9 protein-coding genes are annotated in these 16,100 nt (G+C 67.4%); 7 read left to right on the forward strand and 2 right to left on the reverse strand.

All coding sequences use genetic code 11. The features are described 5' to 3' along the window. From VGU65_RS06650 to VGU65_RS06665, 4 genes are all read left to right on the forward strand, one after another. Nucleotides 1-246, forward strand: a complete 246-nt coding sequence (locus tag VGU65_RS06650) for a BolA family protein (RefSeq protein WP_327474108.1) — start codon at nucleotides 1-3, stop codon at nucleotides 244-246. A gap of 137 nt (nucleotides 247-383) precedes the next feature. Next, nucleotides 384-3,884, forward strand: coding sequence for a chromosome segregation protein SMC (smc, locus tag VGU65_RS06655; protein WP_327473987.1), 3,501 nt, complete (start codon nucleotides 384-386; stop codon nucleotides 3,882-3,884). 10 nt (nucleotides 3,885-3,894) lie between these two features. Then, entirely contained in the window at nucleotides 3,895-4,842 is a 948-nt protein-coding gene (zipA, locus tag VGU65_RS06660) for a cell division protein ZipA (RefSeq protein ID WP_327473989.1), read from the forward strand. A 55-nt stretch (nucleotides 4,843-4,897) separates the two neighbouring features. Then, nucleotides 4,898-5,548 carry an FMN-binding negative transcriptional regulator gene (locus tag VGU65_RS06665; protein ID WP_327473991.1) on the forward strand — a complete coding sequence of 217 codons (651 nt, stop codon included), beginning with the start codon at nucleotides 4,898-4,900 and terminating at the stop codon, nucleotides 5,546-5,548. Between the two features lie 77 nt (nucleotides 5,549-5,625). On the opposite strand, the gene VGU65_RS06670 is transcribed toward VGU65_RS06665, so the two are convergent. Further along, entirely contained in the window at nucleotides 5,626-5,820 is a 195-nt protein-coding gene (locus VGU65_RS06670) for a hypothetical protein (protein ID WP_327473992.1), read from the reverse strand. 281 nt (nucleotides 5,821-6,101) lie between these two features. Further along, the gene (locus tag VGU65_RS06675; protein ID WP_327473993.1) at nucleotides 6,102-7,739 is read right to left on the reverse strand and encodes an alpha-glucosidase; all 1,638 of its coding nucleotides are present in this window, start codon (nucleotides 7,737-7,739) and stop codon (nucleotides 6,102-6,104) included. A gap of 584 nt (nucleotides 7,740-8,323) precedes the next feature. Here VGU65_RS06675 and VGU65_RS06680 point away from each other — a divergent pair. The 3 genes from VGU65_RS06680 to VGU65_RS06690 all read left to right on the forward strand — a co-directional run bounded on the left by VGU65_RS06680 (nucleotide 8,324) and on the right by VGU65_RS06690 (nucleotide 15,980). Continuing rightward, nucleotides 8,324-11,494, forward strand: coding sequence for a TonB-dependent receptor (locus VGU65_RS06680; protein WP_327473995.1), 3,171 nt, complete (start codon nucleotides 8,324-8,326; stop codon nucleotides 11,492-11,494). A gap of 200 nt (nucleotides 11,495-11,694) precedes the next feature. After that, entirely contained in the window at nucleotides 11,695-14,031 is a 2,337-nt protein-coding gene (locus VGU65_RS06685; RefSeq protein ID WP_327473997.1) for a GH92 family glycosyl hydrolase, read from the forward strand. A 206-nt stretch (nucleotides 14,032-14,237) separates the two neighbouring features. Continuing rightward, nucleotides 14,238-15,980, forward strand: coding sequence for a glycoside hydrolase family 2 protein (locus tag VGU65_RS06690; RefSeq protein ID WP_327473999.1), 1,743 nt, complete (start codon nucleotides 14,238-14,240; stop codon nucleotides 15,978-15,980). Nucleotides 15,981-16,100: the final 120 nt, after the last annotated feature.

The raw sequence follows: 16,100 nt of genomic DNA on the forward strand, positions 1-16,100 counted from the left end.
ATGGTCGAGCAGATCCGCCGGCGCCTGGCCGACGTGCTGGCGCCGCTCGAGCTGGAGGTGCTTGACGAAGGCCACAGGCACGCCGGCCACGCCAACGAGGGCAAGGGCCACTTCCACGTGCGCATTGTCAGCCCGGCCTTCGCCGGCGTGCTGCCGATCCGGCGCCACCGCATGGTGTACGCCGCGCTGGAAGGCTTGATGGAGCGCGGCATCCATGCGCTTTCGATAGACGCCAAGGCGCCGTAGCAAAGCAATTTCATATACTTGCGATATTTTCCTCCAGCTTGTTGTCACGCCTGGTTCGCATTGCGACCACGCCCGGCGTTTGGCACAGTGACCTGTCGCCCGATCCATCGCGGGCCCGCCGATTCTGTTGAGCCCGCATGCGCCTGACCACGATCAAACTCGCCGGATTCAAGTCCTTCGTCGACCCCACCACGCTGCACCTGCCGACCAACATGACCGGCGTGGTCGGGCCCAATGGCTGCGGCAAGTCCAACATCATCGATGCCATCCGCTGGGTGATGGGCGAGAGCGCGGCCAGCCGCCTGCGCGGCGACTCGCTCACCGACGTGATCTTCTCCGGCTCCAACGCCCGAAAGCCGGTGGGGCAGGCCACCGTCGAGCTGATCTTCGACAACGCCGACGGCACCGTGCAGGGCGAGTACGCGCAGTACGCGGAGATCTCGGTCAAGCGCCAGGTGACGCGCGACGGGCAGTCGTCCTACTTCCTGAACGGCGCGCGCTGCCGCCGTCGCGACATCACCGACATCTTTCTCGGTACCGGCCTGGGGCCGCGCAGCTACTCGATCATCGAGCAGGGCATGATCAGCCAGATCATCGAGGCGCACCCGGAGGAACTGCGCACGCACCTGGAGGAGGCCGCCGGCATCTCCAAGTACAAGGAGCGCCGCAAGGAGACCGAGAGCCGCATCAAATCCACCCGCGAAAACCTCGACCGCGTCAAGGACGTGCGCGACGAGGTGGACAAGCAACTCGAACACTTGAATCGCCAGGCCCGCGCCGCCGAGCGCTGGAAAGCGCTGAAGGAAGAGCAGACCCGCAAGGAAGCCGAACTTCGCGCGCTGGAATACCGCGCGCTGAAGGGCCAGCACGAGGGCGAGGGCGAGGGCCTGTCCGCCGCCGAGATCGAGATCGAGAAGCAGCTCGCCGGCCAGCGCCAGATCGAGGCGCAGCTCGAATCCGTGCGCGAGCGCCACACCGGCGCCAGCGAGCACCTCAACGAGGTGCAGGCGGAGGTCTACAAGGTCGGCGCCGAGATCGCGCGTGTCGAACAGCAGGTGCGCTTCAACAAGGAAACCGCCGAGCGCCTGCAGCGCGCCCAGGGCGAGGCCGAGCGCGAGTTCGGCGAGCTGTCCGCGCACATCGCCAACGACCGCGAACAGGTCGAAACGCTGCGCCTGGCGCTGGCCGAGGGCGAGCCCAAACTCGAAGCCCTGCAGCAGATGCAGGACGACACCGCCGAAGCCGCGCGCAGCACCGAATCCAAGCTCGCCGACTGGCAGCAGCGCTGGGACGCCTACACGCGCACCGCCGGCGAATCCAGCCGCGCCGCGGAAGTGGAGCGCACCAAGCTCAATTACCTCGATCGCCAGGCGATCGATCTGTCCCGTCGCCGCGAGGCGCTTGAGGCCGAGCAGAAGGCCACCGACGTGGCCGCGCTCGACGCCGCTGCCAAGCAGCTGCACGTCGAGCACGACACCCAGCGCGAACGCGTGGAATCGCTGGGCAGCCTGCTTGACCAGCACAAGCTCGCCCACGAGAAGGTGCTGGACGAGGAACGCCAGGTGCAGTCCTCGCTCAACGAGGCGCGCCAGCAGCTGCAGAGCGCGCGTGGCCGCCTGTCGTCGCTGGAAGCCTTGCAGCATGCCGCGCTGGGCCAGGAAGAAAGCGCCGCCAGCGGCTGGCTGGCTGGCCTGGGACTGGACAAGGCCCGCCGCCTGGGCGAATCGCTGCAGGTCGACGCCGGCTGGGAATCGGCCGTGGAAACCGTGCTGGCCGGCCTGCTCGACGGCGTGCTGGTCGACGACCCGCTGGCCCTCGCCGGCGACTTCGGCGCGCTCGGCCACGCCGACCTCGCACTGCTGGCTTCGGCCGCAGGCGGGCAGGGCGCCGAAGGCACGCTGGCCGCCAAGGTGCGCGGCCCGGCCGCGGCACAGCGCCTGCTCGCACAGGTGCACACCGCCGAAACGCTGGAGGAGGCGCGCAACCGCGCCGGCTCGCTGGCCGATGGCCAATCCATCATCACCCGCGACGGCGAATGGCTGGCCCCGCAGTGGGCGCGCGTCCGCCGCGCCCAGGGCAACCAGGTCGGCGTGCTGGCGCGCGAGCGCGAGATCCGCCTGCTGGCCGGGCAGATCGAGACGCTGGAAGCGCAGCTAGAGGAATCCACTGTCCGCCTGGACGAGCTGCGCACCGCCAAGTTCGAGACCGAGCGCGCCCGCGACGACGCCCAACGCGAGCTCTACAACGCCCATCGCCGCCAGTCGGAACTCGCCGGGCAGTTGCAGAGCCATCGCGGCAAGGTGGAAACCGCCCGCGCCCGCGCCGAGAAGGTGGCCGGCGAGCTGTCCACGCTGATCGAGCAGTTGGACGAGCTGCAGGTGCAGACCCGCGAGGCCCGCGCGCGCCTGGACGAGTCGGTCAACCACATGGGCGACCTGGAAGACCAGCGCCGCGAGCTGGAAAACGAGCGCCGCGCGCTGCTCGAGGCGCGCGAGGAAGCTCGCATGAACGCCCGCGAGGCCGCCGACCAGGCGCACGCGCTGGCGCTGTCGATGGAATCGAAGCGCTCCTCGCTGGCGTCGCTGGAACAGGCGCTCGCCCGCCTGGATACCCAGCTGCGCCAGGTCGAGGCCCGTCGCGGCGAGATCGCCGAGCAGCTCGCCGCCGGCTCCGACCCGATCGCCGAGCTGGAAGCCGAGCGCCAGACCTACCTCGACCAGCGACTGTTGGTGGACAGGCAACTGGTCGAGGCGCGGCGTGCGCTGGAAGACTGCGACATCGAATTCCGCAAGCTCGAGCAGCAGCGCCACCTCGCCGAACAGGGCCTGGCCAGGCTGCGCGAGAGCGTCTCGGAGAAGCGCCTCGCCGCGCAGGCCCTGCAGATGCGCGCCGACCAGCTCGCCGAGGCCATCGCCGCCTCCGGACTGGAGCTCGAGCCGCTGCTCGCCGAGCTCCCCGCGGAGGCCGACGCGAACCAGTGGCGCACGCAGCTCTCCGACCTGGGGCAGAAGATCGTGCGGCTGGAGCCGGTCAACCTGGCCGCGATTCAGGAACACGCCGAACAGAGCGAACGCAAGACCTATCTGGACAACCAGCTCGCGGACCTCAACAGCGCGATGGAAACGCTGGAGGGCGCGATCAAGAAGATCGACCGCGAGACGCGCCAGCGCTTCAAGGAGACCTTCGACAAGGTCAACGCCGGCGTGCAGGAGCTGTTCCCGCGCCTGTTCGGCGGCGGCCACGCCTACCTGGAGCTGACCGGCGACGACTTGCTCAACACCGGCGTCTCGATCATGGCGCGGCCGCCGGGCAAGCGGCCGTCCAACATCTCGCTGCTCTCCGGCGGCGAGAAGGCGCTCACCGCGGTGTCGCTGGTGTTCGCCATCTTCAACCTGAACCCTGCGCCGTTCTGCCTGCTCGACGAGGTGGACGCGCCGCTGGACGAGGCCAACGTCGGCCGCTTCTCCAACATGGTCCGCGAGATGAGCGAGAAAGTGCAGTTCATCTTCGTCAGCCACAACAAGGCCACCATGGAGGCGGCCAGCCAACTCTGCGGCGTGACCATGCGCGAACCCGGCGTGTCGCGCCTGGTGCAGGTGGACCTGGCCGAAGCGGCTAAACTGGCCGGAGCTGCGTGAGGATCCATCGATGACCGTGCTCGCCTTTGCCTGGAACCCTGCCGTCGGCGTGCCGCTGGCGATCGTCGGCGCCGTCGTGCTTGCCCTCCTCTGGCTGTTCGGCCAGCCGAAAAAGGAGCAGGGCAAGCGACGCATGACGGCTGTCCAGGGCACTGGCGAACGCCGCGAGCCCACGCTGGGCGAGGACGATGCGGACGGGCTGCTGCTGGACGACCATCCTTCGCCGCGCATGCATGGCGAGGATCCGCTGCCGCAACAGGGCGAACTCGAAATCGGCCTGCGCGAGGAGCTGGAAAAGCTCGGCGCCACCCTGGCCGGCGATCGCACGGCGCCGGCATCACGGTCCAAGCCGATGGGGCAGACCGCCGCCATCATCGACGCGTTGCGCGCTCCGGCCGATGCTGCGCCCGCGTCGGCACCCGTCGCGCCGGCGCCCGCCGCGCAGCCCGCGGCGGCTGTCGCGCCGAAGGCGCCACCGCGCTCCGACCTCGGCCGGCGCCCGGCGCAGATGCCGGTCGAACGCATCGTCACGCTGTTCGTGATGGCCCGCGACGGCGGGCAGTTCAACGGCGCCGACCTGATCGTCGCCGCCGAAAAGGCCGGCCTCGAATACGGCGACATGGGCATCTATCACCGCCTGCTCGACGGCAAGCGCGAACAGGGCCCGATCTTCAGCGTGGCCAACATGCTCAAACCCGGCAACTTCGACCTCACGCGCCTCGATGCCCTGCGCACGCCGGGCCTCAGCTTCTTCATGACCTTGCCGGGCCCGCTCCCCGCGCTGGATGCCTGGGACGCCATGCTGCCCACCGCCCAGCGCCTTGCCGAACTGCTCGACGGCCAGGTGCTGGACGAGGAACGCAACGCGCTGGGCCGCCAGCGCATCGCCCACATCCGCGACGAACTGCGCGGCTGGGACCGCGACCACGAGGGCAAGGAAATCATCTTCGGCCGCTGATTTCCGCGGACGCCGACGAGGTTCCATCCCATCGCACCCAGCCCGGAAGCGCGCCATGTATACGCCTGCAGCGTTCCAGGAAACACGTCTCCCGATCCTGCACGCGGCCATCGATGCCATCGCCTTCGCCAGCCTGGTCAGCACCACCGCCAGCGGCCTGCAGGTCAGCCACGTCCCCTTGCTGCTGGCGCCGGACGAGGGTCCATACGGCACGCTCTATGGCCACATCGCCCGCGCCAACACCCACGCCGTCGGCGGTGGTGCGACATCGCTGGCGATCTTCCTGGGCCCGCACGCCTACATTTCCGCCGGCTGGTATCCCGGCAGGCAGACCCACGGCAGGGAAGTCCCCACCTGGAACTACATCGCCGTCCACGCCCACGGCACCCTGGAAACCTTCGACAACCCGGCCGCGCTGCGCCGGCACCTGCGCGAGCTGAGCGATCGTCACGAGCGGACCATGGCTGAACCCTGGCGCCTGGACGAGGTTCCTGCCGAGTACATCGATCAGAACCTCAAGGTCATCATCGGCCTGCGCCTGCCGATCGAACGCCTGGAAGGGAAGTGGAAGCTGAGCCAGAACCGCACCGGGGCCGATCGCGAGGGGGTGCTGGCCGCGTTGCAGAGTCTGGGAGACGACGCCAGCCTCGCAATGGCGAACGCCATCCGCGAAGCCGACGCCAAGCGCGCGAAAGGGGCGGGTTAGCCGCGCCCACGGCTAGTTGCCGCCCGGGATTCCACCCGCTCGCTTGCGCGTCGTCGGCATGCCCGGGGGGCGAACAGCTAGTTCGCCCGGAGCGAAGCCTGCAGTGCCGTGGCCAGGGCCGCATCTCCGCTGACCAGATCCTGCCATCGGAGCTCGACGCCGCGCCGGTGGCCTTTCTCCGTCAGCTTCAGGCCGTCCGGATCGAGCACCAGCGTATAGGCGACATCCCCGATGGTCAGCTCGCGCTTCAGTGGTTTGTCGAGCGGCGTCATGACCGGTTCCTCGCGGGTGGAAAAGCGGCGCTCGCAGGATAGGGATCGAAGCGGCGGACCGCCAGCGCGCACGCGGCGCTCGATCTCCCCGGTCCCGGTCCCCGTGCCGGCCGGTGCCCGTGCCGCCTCTCGTTCGCGATTCCGGGCGAGCGGCGCGAGACACCGGACTCCAGAACCTCAGGCGGAGATCGAGCCATGGATGCGCAAGAGTGGGCGGTCGAAAACCGGCCGCATGGGGGCACCGGGCATAGGGGCCACGCATTGGCCCCCGATGCTCGCCGCTACTTGGCCGGCGTTACGATCCACGTGGCGTAGGCGGGCAGCGTCGCGCCATCCAACGTCGTTGTATTGGCGAGCGCAGGATCGGTGGCGGCCAGCGTTCGTACCGCCCGCTGCACGATGCCCGTCTTCACCTTCTGCGGCATGCCGCTGAAGTTGACCAGCACGGTGACGGGGTGGGCGCCGCCGCGCCGATAGACCAGCACATCGGGATCGGTGCGATCCAGGAAGGTCATGTCGCCATCGCGCAACGCGGGATTGGATCGGCGCAATGCGATCAACTTGCGGTACCAGTTGAGCAGCGAGCCGGGCTCGGCAAGTTCGGTCTGCACGTTGACCGTGACGTGGTTGGGGTTGACCGGCAGCCAGGTCCGCGGGTTGGTCGAAAAGCCCGCTTGCGGTCCCGGCGTCCATTGCATCGGCGTGCGCTCGCCGTCGCGCCCCTTCTCCTTTGGCCAGCCGGTGATGCCGATCGGATCGCGCACGTCCTCCTTACGCGCCGGGGTTGCGGTGGTCATGCCCAACGGTGCGCCGTAGTAGGTCAGTGCCGTGGCGCGTGAGGTCAACAGCAGCGTCGCAATCGCCTTCGCCCGCTGCACATCATGGCGGCCGTCGCCAAATCGGTCGATCGAGCGCGGGTTGTCGTGGTTGTCGAAGACGATCAGCGGCTGGCCGGGCACCGTCTGCGCACCCTCCAGCGTCTTGCGGAACCATCCGGCGTCGAACTTCGCCCGCCAGCCGAAGCCGGGCAGCATGTTCATCGGCAACTGCAACTCGTCCCGGCGGCTGCCGCCGTACCAAGTGTCCAGGTCCGCGACATCCGCGGTGTAGGTCTCGCCGATCAGCACGCGATCGCCCGGGTACTTGTCCACCATCGCGCGCATGCGACGGATCACGTCGTGCACTTCGGGCAGGTTGTCGCTGTAGCGGGTGCTCAGGTTGGGGTCGCCCTGGGCGTTGGTGCCGGGGCGCTGTGGGTCGTTGCGAAGTTGCGGATCTTCGAACAGCGTGGAGATCGCATCGAGACGGAAGCCGGCGACGCCGCGGTCCAGCCAGAATCGCATGGCACCGAACATCGCATGCTCGACCGCCGGGTTGCGCCAGTTGAGGTCGGGCTGCTGGCGGTAGAAGCGGTGGTAGTAGAACTGCCTGCGCGCCGGCACCCATTCCCACGCGGAGCCGCCGAATACCGACTCCCAGTTGTTCGGCGGCACCTTGCCGTCGTGTTCGAAGCGCTTCTGGAACGCGGTGACGCCTGGTGCGCCTGCCGCAACGCCGTCATTCCAGACGTACCAGTCGGCCTTGGGGTTGTCGCGGGAACTTGCCGACTCGACGAACCACGCGTGCCTGTCCGAGGTGTGGTTGAGCACCATGTCCAGGATGATGCGGATGTGGTGCTTCTTGGCCGCACGCAGCAGCGCATCGAAGTCGGCCAGCGAGCCGTACTGCGGGTCCACCCGCTCGTAGTCGGCGATGTCGTAGCCGAAGTCCACCTGGGGCGAGGGATACATCGGGGCGATCCAGATCGCGTCGATGCCCAGCGTCTGCAGGTAGTCCAGGTGCTGCGTGATGCCGTTCAGGTCGCCTACGCCGTCGCCATTGCTGTCGCCGAAGCTGCGCGGGTAGATCTCCTCGATCACGGCGTGCTTCCACCACGGGACCGACGCCGCGCTTGCGGCAACGGCGGAACAGGCAAGCGCCAAGCCCAGCGCAATTGGGCACATAAACGATGGCATGAGCAACTCCTCGTCGGCGGTTCGGCAGGCCGGCGCGGATAGGCATCCGTCGCCGGGATGTGCGCTCCGGCGCGCCTGGGCGCGTCGGTTCATACGAGACCGCGCGATGGCGGTCCGGAAGCGGGGAAGGGTGGGCGGCCATCCCAACAGTCCGCTGATCGGCGCCCGGCGGTCGCGATCCTTCCCGAGGCTGGGTCTGAACGTTTTTGCGATGCAGCGTGACAGCCCCGGACGTTCGATGCTTTATTTTCGTCCTAGTAACTTAGATCGATCCAAACGGCAATACAACTGTTCGCCGGCCTTCACAGCGCGCACCGCTTCCGGTTTTCCGCCTGCCGCGACACAGACCTGGCCCGTGGCTCCACAGCAGACCATCGAAGAGGGGAACGAAAACCAAGAAATTTAGATCGATCCATATCCAGGCAGTGATCAAACGGGGGATCACCGCGCCGGCTCTCGAAAGGCGCATCACGTTAGGGGAAAATCGAATGACTTACCTGCCGCACGTGTTTACCCGCAAGCCTTTGCATACCGCGCTCGCGCTAGCCACCTTGTCGATCGCCGGAGGCCTGGCGATACCGGCAACGGCCTTTGCGCAAACGACCGGGCCTGGCGCCGCTCCCGCATCGCCAGCGCCGGCACAGGCGTCCGATGGCGCACGGAAGAAGCCGGACAAGAAACGTCCCGGGGATACCACCAATCCCACCACCCTGCAGACCGTCATCGTCAGCGGCTATCGCCAGTCCATCGACCAGAACATCCAGGACAAGCGCGATTCCAATTCGATCGTCGAGGTCATCAACGCGCAGAACATCGCGCAGTTCCCCGCCAAGAACATCGCCGACGCACTGGCGCACGTACCCGGCGTGGTGATCACCCGCGAGTCCGGCGAAGGCAAGACAGTCAGCATCCGCGGCCTTGCGCCGGAGCTGACGCTGACCGAACTGAACGGCAACTACGTGGCCTCGGCCGATACCTCGGCCGGCCTCACGCGCTCGTTCAACTACACGCTGATGCCGGCCAACATGTTCTCGGACATCAAGCTCTACAAGAGCCTGGAGGCGCGCCTGGACGAAGGCGGCATCGGCGGCAACGTGGACCTGCGCACGCGCCGCCCGCTCGAAATGAAGGCGAACGAGGGCTTCGTGTCGCTGAACGGAGCCGGCTCGGACAACAGCAGCAGGATCACGCCGCAGGCTTCGGCGCTATGGTCGTGGAAGAACAAGGACGAGACCTTCGGCGTGCTGCTCGCCGGCACGTACCAGAAGCGGCGCGACGTCGACTACACAGCCAACGCATCGAGCTGGCACTGGTGGGCGGACAACTGCTCCGACAGCACGACGTGTGCCCAACCGCCGGTCAACGTGCACGATCAGCCGTACGACAGCAGCGTCGCTTCGAACATCGACCTGTGGGGCAACGGCGTGGTCGACCAGGCCGGCAAACAGTATTCGGGCTACTGGATGCCGCAGCAGTTCTCCACCAGCCGCAATCAGCTCGACCTCAAGACCAAGGGCGCCCAGGCCACCCTGCAGTTCAAGCCGACCGATCATCTGCTGCTGACCGGCAACTACTTCCGCTTCCAGCGCGAGCAATCGCAGATCACCAACACGCTGGAGATCCCCGAGTGGGGTCTGCCCAACGATAGCAATTTCAGTAACCAACAGGGCCGGCTGCTCGCCCCCGGCGGCCTGACCTTCGATCCGTCGGGCACCGTCGTCACCGGCGCCAATTACGTGCTCCCGCCCGCAGGCCAGGGCTGCAACGCGACGACCAACCCCAGCACCGGCGCGCAACGCCAGGCGGTCGACGTCTGCTCCACCGAGATTCCATGGCTCAACGGCAACTACTCGGTCGAGAAGGCCACCTCGCAGACCATCAACCTGCAAGGGGAATGGGACAACGGGGGAAACCTGAGCGGATCGTTCAACGTCGGCCGCACCTGGGCGACCGGCGGCCCGTCGATCGAGCTGGGCATGGCGGCCAAGCCGCGCAACTTCGTCAACGGCCAGTGGGTGGACGGCAGCAACGGCGCCGCGTGGACGATCAACGGCCGGCCGACCATCACCGCCTCGCCGGACGTGCTGAAGAACATGCTAGCGGGCGCGGGACAGGTGGACCTCGGCTCGACCGGCTCCAACATGGTCAACACCGACACCTCGCAGAACTTCGCCCAGGCCGATTTCACCTGGGCCTTCGACGACAGCTGGATGCAATCGCTGCAGTTCGGCGTCAAGTACCGTAAGAACCACGCCGAGCAGCAGAGCAACGAGGTGCGCTGGTACTGCAAGGGCACCACGCTGCAGTTCCAGACCTGCGATCCGACCGCCGGCCAGCTGCCCGCGGGCTTCCTCCTGCCGAGCATGCTCGACGGCAACAACGAGGCCTACCACGACAGCGTCTTCCCGGCGATCAATTTCCCGGCCTACTACAACTACCTCAACGCGACCTACGACCGGACGATCTACAACCGCCCGCAGGACACCTCGTCCATCGACGAGAAGATCTCGGCGGCCTACGTGCAGGCCAACTTCGACACCGGCTCGCTGCGCGGCAACGTCGGCCTGCGCTTTGTCAGCACGCAGCAGGACATCACCGTCGCCGACCAGATCACCACCAACAACGCGGTGTACTACCACGATGCGGCGGGCAACATCCTGATCTGCCCGGCCAGCGGCGTTAACGCCGGTGGCGGGCCGTGCGCGCCGGGTGATTTCCAGTACCTGCCGCGCGAGCAGTCGGTGATCGAGAGCTCCTCGAACGCGTCCACCAGCAAGCGCTACAACAAACTGCTGCCCAGCTTCAACGTGGCCTGGACCTTCGCCGACGACTTCGTGCTGCGCGCCGCCGGCTCGCAGGCGATGGCCCGCGCCAACTACACCGACCTGGCCCAGCTCGGCAGCCTGACCAACGACACCCAGGCGTACTACAACGACCGCAAGCAGTTCGGCGCGCCCCCGCCGGGCTGGTACGGCAGCGGCGCCAATCCGGACCTCAAGCCGTTCACGGCCACCCAGTTCGACCTGGCCGGCGAGTGGTACTACGCGCCCGAGTCGGTGGTCGGCCTGGACCTGTTCCAGAAGAAGGTCAAGAACTTCGTCGTGCCGGTCACCGTCAACAACATCACGGTCAACGTCGGCGGCACCGAAGAGAGCTTCCTGCAGTACAGCACCAACGCCAACGGTCGCTCGGGCACTTCCAAGGGCGTGGAGCTCTACACGCAGCACACCTACCACTCGGGCTTCGGCTACATCGCCAACTACACGCTCAACAAGACCAACGAAACCCCGGTCTCGCTCGGCGATACGCAGGTGGGCAAGTCGGAGCTGATCGGCAGCGCCAAGTACGCGGCGAACGTGTCGCTGTTCTACGAAAAGGACGGGCTGCTGCTGCGCGCCAGCAGCAACTGGATCGGGCGGACCATGCAGGGGCTGTCGGCTGGATTGCCGATCTATACGCGGCCCTACCATCAGATCGATCTGAACGGTGATTACGAGTTCAACAAGCATCTGATGCTCACCGCGTCGGTCATCAACCTGACCCGTTCCATGCCCCGCTCGTACCTCGGAGACGACACGGCCGCGCGGCTGAACGAGCTCGAATACGCCGGGCGCCAGTACTACCTGGGGGTTACGTACAAGTTCGGCGCTGCCGACTAGGCCCGGCCCCACGCGGGTCGGGACCGTTTCCCGATCCCGCGGCGGGTGCGGCCCGGTAGAGTCGCCACCCGCATGTCCGCCGTCCTCGATGGCCGCGTACGGGAGCGGCGAAGGACGCGTCCCGTCCTGTGGGAAATGCCATGAGAATCGCTGTCACACCTGCTCGTCGCCGCGGCTCGTCGCGGCCCCACCGTCGCGTAATGCTCGGGATCGGGTTGATCACCCTCGCGCTGGGCGGCATTCACGCGGTCCGTGCCCACGCCGGCGATGCGTCGCCGAACGCCACGACGGCCGTCGACGAGGCCGACCCGCGCGTCGGCACCGCACCGCTCGACCAACCGGCGCTGATCGGCAATGCGCCGCCTCCTGGCGAGCCGCTGTATTCCGGCCTTACCTCGCCGGGCGCGCGCCTGCCGCAGAGTGCCACCGAGGCAGCGCCGGTCAACGTCAACATCGACCTGAGCTATCCCACCGGCGTGCCTACGCCCTACTACTACACGAACCCGACGATGATCGGCTTCACCGGAGGCGGCGGTTCGACCTACGGTGGCGGCGCCCAACCGATGATCATGCCGGTGGTCGGCGACTGGACCGTGCCGCCGGCCTACGCGCAGTCCTATTACGACAAGAGGAGCGAGAAGGCCTCCCCCGGCTACTACGCGGTCGACCTTGACACGTTCCATACCCGCGTCGAGCTGACCGCGACGCGGCGCACCAGCCTGATGCGCTTCACCTTCCCCGCAAGCCATCGCTCCAACGTCGTCGTGAACCTGCGTCGCGAGGGCGGCGACGTGGAAGTCGTCGGCGACCGCATCGTCCGGGGCGTCGCCAGGGGCAGGCACGCCGACGATGGCGACGGCGCATGGTTCGTCGCCGAGTTCTCACGGCCGTTCGCCGGCTACGGCACCTTCCATGCCACCCGCGGCAACGAAGACTGGGGTCTCGGCGACAAGGACGTGGAAGAGGGGCGCCGCAGCGTGTCGGGCAGCTACGCGGGTGCCTATGTCACCTTCGACACGCAGGCCGGCGAACAGGTGCAGGTGAGGATGGCCCACGGCCACAGCGCGGCGGAAGCGGAGCAGCGGCTGCGGGACGAAGACCCCGATGGCGATTTCGAGCGCGTGCATGCGCAGGCGCGCGCCACCTGGGCGCGGCTCCTGGACCGTGTGGAAGTCACCGGCGGCACGCCCAGGCAGCGCATGCTGTTCTATTCCACGCTGTACCACTCCTTCGCCAGCCCGCGGCTGCTCGCGCGCAAGGGCGAACACTTCACCGACGCCAACGGCAGGGTCCAGCTCGCCGCCTACGACCGCTATGGCCCGGTGCCGTTCTGGGATACCGGACGCAACCAGATCGCCCTGCTGATGCTGCTCGAGCCACGCGTGGTGCAGGACATCATGCGTTCCGAACTGGACATGGCACGCGAGCGCGGCTACATGAACACCTCGTTCCATGGTGACCACGCGGTGCTGCTCTACGACGGCGCCCTGCGCCGTGGCATCCCGTTCGACTATGCCGCGGCGTATGCCTACCTGCGCAAGAACGCGACCGACCCCAACGGGCCGCGCGGCTATCTGGCCGAGTACATGAAGAACGGCTGGATCGCCGACGTCGTTCCGCCGGGCAACCCCAGCCCGCCCTATGCCGGCGGCAAGGCGGGCACGGCCACCACGCTCGAATATGCCTGGGACGACTATGCGCTGGCGGACCTCGCCCGCCGGTTAGGCAAGGCCGACGACGCGCGGATGTTCGCCCGTCGCGCGGCCAACTACCGCCACGTGTTCGACCCGTCGGTAGGCTTCTTCCGCGGCCGCACCGCCGATGGACGATGGATCGCGCCGTTCGATCCGCGCGAGCCGTACTACAACTTCATGATGAAGGAGGCCTCGGGCTGGTCCACGCTGTGGCTGGTGCCGCACGACGTGCAGGGACTGATCGACCTGCTCGGCGGTCGCGGGGCCTTCAACGCCAAGCTCGATGCCTTCTTCTCCACGCCCTACGATCCGAAGGGCATCTGCCGCGACTGCACCGGCGTGATCGGGCAGTACGTGCAGGGCAACCAGCCGGACCAGCAGGCCGCCTACCTCTACGCATGGAGCGGCCAGCCCTGGAAGACGCAGGCGCTGGTGCGCCGCATCCTTGACGATCTCTACGGCAGCGACGCCAGCGGCTACGGCTATCCCGGCATGGACGACCAGGGCTCGACCTCGTCCTGGTACGTGCTTAGCGCCATGGGCTTCTATCCGGTCGATCCGGCCAGCGCGGACTACATCCTGGGCAGCCCGATCTTCGACCGCATCCGCCTGCACCTGGGCAACGGCAAGACGTTCGACATCGTCGCGCGCAACAACTCGGCCGAAAACCGCTACATCCAGTCCGCCACGCTCGACGGCAAGCCCTGGAACAAGCCGTGGCTGGCCCACGAGGCGATCGCCCGCGGCGGTAAGCTGGTGCTCACGATGGGAGCGGCGCCGAACGAGGCCTGGGGCGCCGATCCGCGCGATGCGCCGCCCTCGATGTCGGCGGCGCGCGAGTGAACATGGCTGCCATAACCGATCAACTGCAAAGCCTGCGCAAGCGATGCGCTTGCGCGTGTGCCGCCACCGAAGAGGACAAGCCAATGACGAAGATCGGAACACGTTGCCGGGCTGCCTGGATGGGCAGCGTCTTGGCTCTGGGCCTTGTATCGACGGCGATGGCGGCACCCGGCCAGGCGTCTGTCTGGAACGGCAGGAAGGCCCCGTTGGCGACCCCTTGGACGGCCGAGGTAGCTCCGGCCAACGCACTGCCCGAATACCCGCGCCCGCAATTGGCCCGACCGTCGCTGGAGCAGCCACGCTGGATGAACCTCAACGGCCTGTGGCAGTACGCGGCGACGGACGGGCAGGGCGTGCCACCGTTCGGGCGCACGCTGAAGGGACGGGTGCTGGTGCCCTATCCGGTCGAGTCGGTGCTGTCCGGCGTACAGCAGCATTCGGACTTCATGGTCTACCGTCGACTGGTGGAGATCCCGGCAGCGTTCACCGCCCATGGCCAGCACGTGCGACTGAACTTCGGCGCCGTGAGCTACCAGGCTACGGTCTACGTCAACGGCGTGAAGGTAATCGGCCATGCCGGCGGCTATACCGCCTTCGGCGCCGACATCACTCGCGCGCTTCGTCCACGCGGCGAGCAGGAGATCATCGTCCTCGTGCATGCCCCGGTGGATGGCGCCAACGTGATGGTCGGCAAGCAGCGCCTCAAACCCGAAGGCATTTTCTACACCGCGGCCTCGGGGATCTGGCAGTCGGTGTGGCTGGAACCGGTGCCGGCCACGAGCGTGGCGCAACTGACCTTTACGCCTGAGCGCAGCCTGGACGCCTTCACCGTCACCTCCGCGCTGCATGGCAACGCCGATGGCGCGATGCTGAAGGTCACCGCCTACGCCGACGGCAAGCCGGTGGGCGAGGTCAGCGGACCGGCGGGGCGACCGATGCATCTGGCCATAGCCGATCCGCACCGTTGGACCCCGCAGGATCCCTTCCTCTACAGCTTCAAGGTGGTGCTCACTCGCGGCGACGAGCATGACGAGGTGACCAGCTACGCCGGCCTGCGCACCATCTCGGTAGAAAAGGTGGGTGGGCGCAACCGCATCGTGCTCAACGGCAAGCCGATCTTCCTGCTCGCCACGCTGGACCAGGGCTACTGGCCCGACGGCATCTACACCGCACCCACCGACGCGGCGCTCAAGTTCGACCTGGAGAAAACCAGGGATCTCGGCTTCAACACCATCCGCAAGCACATCAAGGTGGAACCGGCGCGCTGGTACTACTGGGCCGACCGACTCGGCCTGATGGTCTGGCAGGACATGCCGGCTCTGCCCACCGGAAGGAACGACAAGTTGAGCGCTTCCGACAAGGCCACCTTCCGCGCCGACGTCTCGGCCATCGTCGAGCAGCTCAAGGGCGAGACCTCGATCATCGGCTGGATTCCCTTCAACGAAGGCTGGGGACAGTGGAGCATTCCCGCGGCTGCCGAACTGGCCGCGCAGGTCAAGCAACTGGATCCGTCGCGGCTGGTCGATGCGCGCAGCGGCGCCAATTGCTGCGACATGAAGGGCGACCCGCACGCCGGCGACGTCTATGACGTGCACGACTACCAGGGCCCGGGCCTGCCCAGCCCGGACGCCCGGCGTGCCGCCATCGATGGCGAGCACGGCGGGCTGACGCTGGGTATCCCCGGCCATGTCTGGCCCAACACGCCGATCAACCCCTACGGCTCCGTCAAGGACCGCGCGGCGCTGACCGCCGGTTATGTCGCCAATACGGCCGTGCTGCGGGACAAGGGCGCGCCCAAGGGCATGTCCGGGAGCGTGTATACCCAGATCACCGATGTCGAGGGCGAGCACAACGGCCTGCTCACCTACGATCGAAAGATCCTGAAGGTCGACGAGGCCAAGGTGCGCGCCATCAACGAGGCGACGATAAGCGCAGGCGGGAGGCCCTGATTGCGGCAACCGCCACATCATCGCTCAGGGGCCGGAGCGCCGGGACGACGACGGCCCGCGTTCGCCCGGCCTCCGAGCGGCGGCGCACGATGTGATAGTTCCGGCGCCGGAACATGTCCG

The sequence above is a fragment of the Frateuria sp. genome (assembly GCF_035943815.1).
Lineage (GTDB): Bacteria > Pseudomonadota > Gammaproteobacteria > Xanthomonadales > Rhodanobacteraceae > Frateuria_A.

Coding starts and splice junctions, on each gene's coding strand:
- VGU65_RS06650 (WP_327474108.1), top strand. CDS start 1: ATGGTCGAGCAGATCCGCCGGCGCCTGGCCGACGTGCTGGCGCCGCTC.
- smc (WP_327473987.1), top strand. CDS start 384: ATGCGCCTGACCACGATCAAACTCGCCGGATTCAAGTCCTTCGTCGAC.
- zipA (WP_327473989.1), top strand. CDS start 3,895: ATGACCGTGCTCGCCTTTGCCTGGAACCCTGCCGTCGGCGTGCCGCTG.
- VGU65_RS06665 (WP_327473991.1), top strand. CDS start 4,898: ATGTATACGCCTGCAGCGTTCCAGGAAACACGTCTCCCGATCCTGCAC.
- VGU65_RS06670 (WP_327473992.1), bottom strand. CDS start 5,820: ATGACGCCGCTCGACAAACCACTGAAGCGCGAGCTGACCATCGGGGAT.
- VGU65_RS06680 (WP_327473995.1), top strand. CDS start 8,324: ATGACTTACCTGCCGCACGTGTTTACCCGCAAGCCTTTGCATACCGCG.
- VGU65_RS06685 (WP_327473997.1), top strand. CDS start 11,695: ATGCTCGGGATCGGGTTGATCACCCTCGCGCTGGGCGGCATTCACGCG.